The organism is Frankia sp. CoBUL1, from assembly GCF_978021245.1.
In genome coordinates this window covers 1-4,475 of sequence record NZ_CDXDOS010000265.1, presented here as the reverse complement: position 1 = coordinate 4,475, position 4,475 = coordinate 1, and the positions used below count along the sequence as shown (strand labels likewise).

At 71.2% G+C, this 4,475-nt stretch carries 3 protein-coding genes; 2 read left to right on the top strand and 1 reads right to left on the bottom strand.

Annotation, left to right across the window (positions count from 1 at the left end; translation table 11 throughout):
* Positions 1–1,100: 1,100 nt before the first annotated feature.
* Both AC08OX_RS15265 and AC08OX_RS15260 read left to right on the top strand, forming a co-directional pair.
* Positions 1,101–1,301, top strand: coding sequence for a DUF7455 domain-containing protein (locus AC08OX_RS15265; protein ID WP_011437872.1), 201 nt, complete (start codon positions 1,101–1,103; stop codon positions 1,299–1,301).
* Between the two features lie 200 nt (positions 1,302–1,501).
* The gene (locus tag AC08OX_RS15260) at positions 1,502–2,593 is read left to right on the top strand and encodes a YihY/virulence factor BrkB family protein (RefSeq protein WP_476608423.1); all 1,092 of its coding nucleotides are present in this window, start codon (positions 1,502–1,504) and stop codon (positions 2,591–2,593) included.
* On the opposite strand, the gene AC08OX_RS15255 is transcribed toward AC08OX_RS15260, so the two are convergent.
* Positions 2,587–4,038, bottom strand: a complete 1,452-nt coding sequence (locus AC08OX_RS15255) for an LCP family protein (RefSeq protein WP_476608422.1) — start codon at positions 4,036–4,038, stop codon at positions 2,587–2,589. The genes AC08OX_RS15260 and AC08OX_RS15255 overlap by 7 nt on opposite strands.
* Positions 4,039–4,475 lie beyond the last annotated feature (437 nt).

Here is a 4,475-nt window from a genome sequence, read left to right as displayed (position 1 = left end):
CACCCGGCCGCGTCGTATCCCGGGGACACCGCATATCCCGGGGACACCGCGGGCGGTGGGCGACCCGGGGCACCCGGGTCGCCCACCCGTCCGGAGACGATCCAGGCGGCCGAACCGCAACCCGTGGTCGCGGACACCCGATCCGCGGACACCCGATCCGTGACCCCCTGGTCCGTACCTGCCCGGTCCGCAGACCCAGCGGCCCCGGGAGACCCGCGCTCGGTGGAGCGGAAGGCCACCCGGGCCGAGGAAGCCGAGTCCCTGGATCGTCCCGTCCGGCCCGAACCGATCCGCGGCGAGGTCGCTCGCCGGACGGCCGCGACGGGGCGAGGCGTTCCCGGCAGCCGCCCCAGGGTGGGGTCCGTGTCCGGGACCGGACGATCAGGAGTGCATTCCCGGGCGGCCGTCGCGCCGGCCGGTCCGCAGCCCGTGACATCCGCCACGTCTCCCACCGGGGCAGCCGCCAAGCTGCCGGTCCCGGGCTCGGCGCAGGTGCCTCCCGTCGCCGGCGGGGAGCGGGGCGGGACAGCCGCCGCGGCCCCGGCCGGACCGGAGCCGTCGGCCCCAGAGGCCGGTACGGCAGCGCGATCCGCTCCCGCCGAACCGGCCGCGCTAGCGGGCACCGATGCCGCCGCAGCCGCCGCAGCCGCCGTGACCTCGGCACCAGCCGCCCGAGCCGCCGGATCCGGCACAGGTTCCACGCCCGGGGCGCGCCGCACGGCAGCCCGGCGGGAAGCCCCCGCCAAGGCTCCCTCCGCGCGGACGGAGGATGCGCCGGACGGGACCGACGAGACGACCGTAGACACATCGAGCGCCTCCGCTGCGTCACGGGCACGCCCGAGTAACACCGCCCGTGGGAACGAACGTCCGGCAGGCGGTCGACGCGGACGCAAGTCAGTGCCAGCATGGGACGACATCGTCTTCGGTGCCCGACGTCCCTGATCAGACGACCGGGCGCCCGAGACGGGTACCCGTCCGTGGTATGGAGGACCACGGACACCACGCCGCTCTGGATGCAACGACGCCACGAGAGCCGGCTGTGAGTAAACCGTCACATGGTCAGTTGGAACATCTGACCGCCTAACACAGTTGGAGTAGATGTGACAGGGACTATCACGAAGCCGACGCTGACCAATCTTGATCGTTGCGACCGGTGCGGTGCCCAGGCCTACGTGCGGGTCGTGCTGCCCGGGGGCGGCGATCTCCTGTTCTGCCGGCACCACGCGAAGTCGCACGACTCGAAGCTGCGTGAGATGGCTGTTGAGTATCACGACGAGACCGACAAACTCAGCGTGTCCTGAACTCGGCCGCCCAGGCACCCCGAAGGGGCACATCACGATCTAGCGATGTGTCCCTTTTGGTGCATCCAGGATCCCTGACCACTTCCCTCGCTGCTGACCGGCGGCCCATCCGTTACTCCGGGCGGCCTCCGCCGCAGTCATCCACTCCGTTCCCGGGTGCCCTTCGGCACCCGGGAACGCCAGGCCATACGGTGGGGGCCGTGTCCGCCGCGGGAAACAAAACACTGGCTTCCGTGGCATCGTCCCCGGTGAGCGGCCGCTGGATGGTGTTACTGCGCAGGGTGGTCGTCGAGGTGAATCCCGGGCTGCTAACGCGGGCCAGAAACCGTCACGCCGCGGCCTGGACCGCCATCCGGCGCAGCACGCTGTTCCACCGGCTGGATCGCCAGCGCCGCCGGCTGCCCCGAGGACCCCTGCGACTGGCCCACCGGACCATCACCAATGCCTGGCGGCACCGGGTCCTGGGGCTTGCGGCCGAGGCGGGATTCTGGCAGCTGCTGTCCCTGCCCCCACTCCTGCTGTCGTTGTTGGGAACGCTCGGCTACGTCGGTGACGCCATCGGAGCCGACGCCCTCGACAGCGCCCGGCAGAGTATCCTTCACGGCGCCGGCGGCCTGCTGACCGAATCGGTGGTCGACGACGCGGTGCGCCCGACCATCGACCAGATCCTCTCCCGTGGCCGACCGGATGTGATCTCCATCGGTTTCGTGCTGTCCCTGTGGACCGGGTCGACCGCGATGGCGACCTTCGTCAACACCATCACTATCGCCTACGGCCAGCGCGAGCTACGCTCGGCGGTACGCAGCCGGCTCCTGGCGCTGTGGCTGTTTCTCGCCCAAGTGGCCAGCGGGGTCATCCTCCTGCCTGCGCTGGTCCTGGGGCCCGAACTGATCTCGCGGATCTTCGACGCCAGTCGCCATCCCCTCGTCAGTACCCTGATCACACTGCTTTACTGGCCGGTCGTGGGACTCGTGGCCCTGGCGATGCTGACCTCGCTGTACCACCTCTCGCTGCCGGTACGCCGACCCTGGTGGCGGGCGCTGCCCGGAGCGATCCTCGCGCTCGTCTGCTGGCTCGTGGGCAGCGGCGTGCTGCGGTACTACCTGGAGATCGTGTTCAGTCACGAACTGGTCTACGGCTCGCTCGGATCACCGGTGGCGGCGCTGCTGTTCTTCTACATCACCGCGCTGGCCGTGTTGTTGGGCGCGGAGCTCAACGCGGCGCTGGACGAGCAGCCACCGCGCCGCCGGGGCAGCCACTCGGCGCTGAACGCCTTGAGGCCGCCTCAATAGGTGCAGGACACCCCGCCCGCATCACCCGGGACGGACCTTCCCGCCGCGCTGGTCGGGGACCAGACCACCGGTGCCGCGGCGGACACCGGTACCGCAGCGAAGGAGCCACCCCCCGCGCCGGCCGAGAGTGCGCCGGTGGAGCTCCCGTCGGCGACACGACCGCCGAAGGGCTTGAGGAAGGCGCCCAGCTGGGCTGGATCAGGAACTAGGACGCTCTGCCCCCCGCGGGTGCCAGCTGCCGCCGGCACCGTCGTGAACGCGACGCCGCCCGATCCGATCGACTGCATCCGCACCGCGAGAAGCCGGAGGTCGGCGAGGGAGGTGGCCTCGTCGAGCGTCAGCGCCGAGGTGGCGGAGTCGACCACCCCGAGCAGCTTCGCCGGGTTGAGCAGGGTGTCCGTCGACGCGATCCGCTGGAAGACGGCACCGAGGAACTGCTGCTGGCGGCGGATGCGGTCGATGTCGCTCTCAGGTAGGCCATACCGCTGCCGGACGAAGGAGAGGGCCTGAGCCCCGTTCAGCGTGTTCTCGCCGACCTGACCGGAAAACCCGGAGTAATGGTCGTGCAGGTTGTCGAAGCCCCGTGCCTTCAGCTCGGGGGGAAGTTCCTTGATGCAGACGGTGACCCCGCCGAGGGCGTCCGTCATCCCCTGGAAGCCGATGAAGTCGATCTGGACGTAGTGGTCGACCCGGATCCCGGTGAGGTTCTCGATCGTGGCCACGAGCAGGGACGGCCCGCCGTAGGAGAAGGCGGCGTTCAGCTTGGACCGCTGCGCCGCGTGCTGCATGCCCGCCGCGTCGGTGTACGCGGGGATCCGCACCCACAGATCTCGGGGGAAGGAGATGAGAGTCGTCGAACCGTCGCCGTCGAGGTGGGCGAGGATGGTCGTGTCCGACCGCTGCCCCTCGACCTGGCCGAACTCGCCGCTGGTCCCCGTCCGAGTGTCCGACCCCACGAGCAGGATGTTCTGCGTTCCGCCCGATGCGGACGCCGGCCGGTCCGCGCTGGCGGAGAAGGCCAGCGGGATGTGATGCACCCTACCGTCGTAGTGCTTCAGCACGGCCCAGCCACCGGTCGCCAGGATCAGGACGAGGGTCGCCAACACCGCGGCCATGGCGGTGAGACCGCGCCGTAAGCCGCCCTGCCCGGGTGCCGCGGGACCCTCCGGGGCCGGCCGGTCATACCGGGGCTCGGCCGCCGGGTGATCGATGGGGTACCGGGCGTAGGGATCGGGGTAGGCGCCGGGGGGTACGCGCGGCTCGTCATCATCGTGACCCCGCGGAGCCGGCCGGTGCTCCCGGCGCGGCCACTGCCCGACGGGCCAGTCCTCCTCAGGGGCCCGGCGTGGGTCCCGCGGGTCACGGACGGACCGGCCACGCCGCTCGCCGTCCCGGCGTCCCGCCGTCGGCCCGTACCGTTCCGGACGATCCGGAGGCCAGGTCATGGCCGCGTCCTCCTCCCTCATCCACCGGGATGAGATCACCCGCGCCAGTGGCGCCGCCCGGGGTCGGCACCGTCCACCACCGGCGCGAACCCGCCGGACCACCTTGGCACGACGTGGGCGCGGACGGACCGGAACCCTCCCGGACAGTCTTTTCGATGGTGACGGGTGACGGGCGTCATGGCATTCCCGACGGGTTGTCGGATGTACGACCTCGCAGGCCCCCGACCGGCCCGCGGACCGTGCGGACTCCGACGGCGCCGCCCGGACCGTCCCGGCCGAGCCGAGTGGTGGCGGACCCCGGGTGGCGCCGAGCATCGAGACCGGTCGCGGACCCGATCCCGATCCTGCGATCCCGACGACAACCACCGGTATCGGGATGCGCAACAATGATGCCGGTACCCGGTGCAGGGCTGCGCGAAGGTCGCGTGGTGTGACGG

What these genes read in the sequence shown, in the direction of transcription:
- AC08OX_RS15255 (WP_476608422.1), bottom strand. Translation starts at nt 4,038, where the DNA reads ATGACCTGGCCTCCGGATCGTCCGGAACGGTACGGGCCGACGGCGGGA.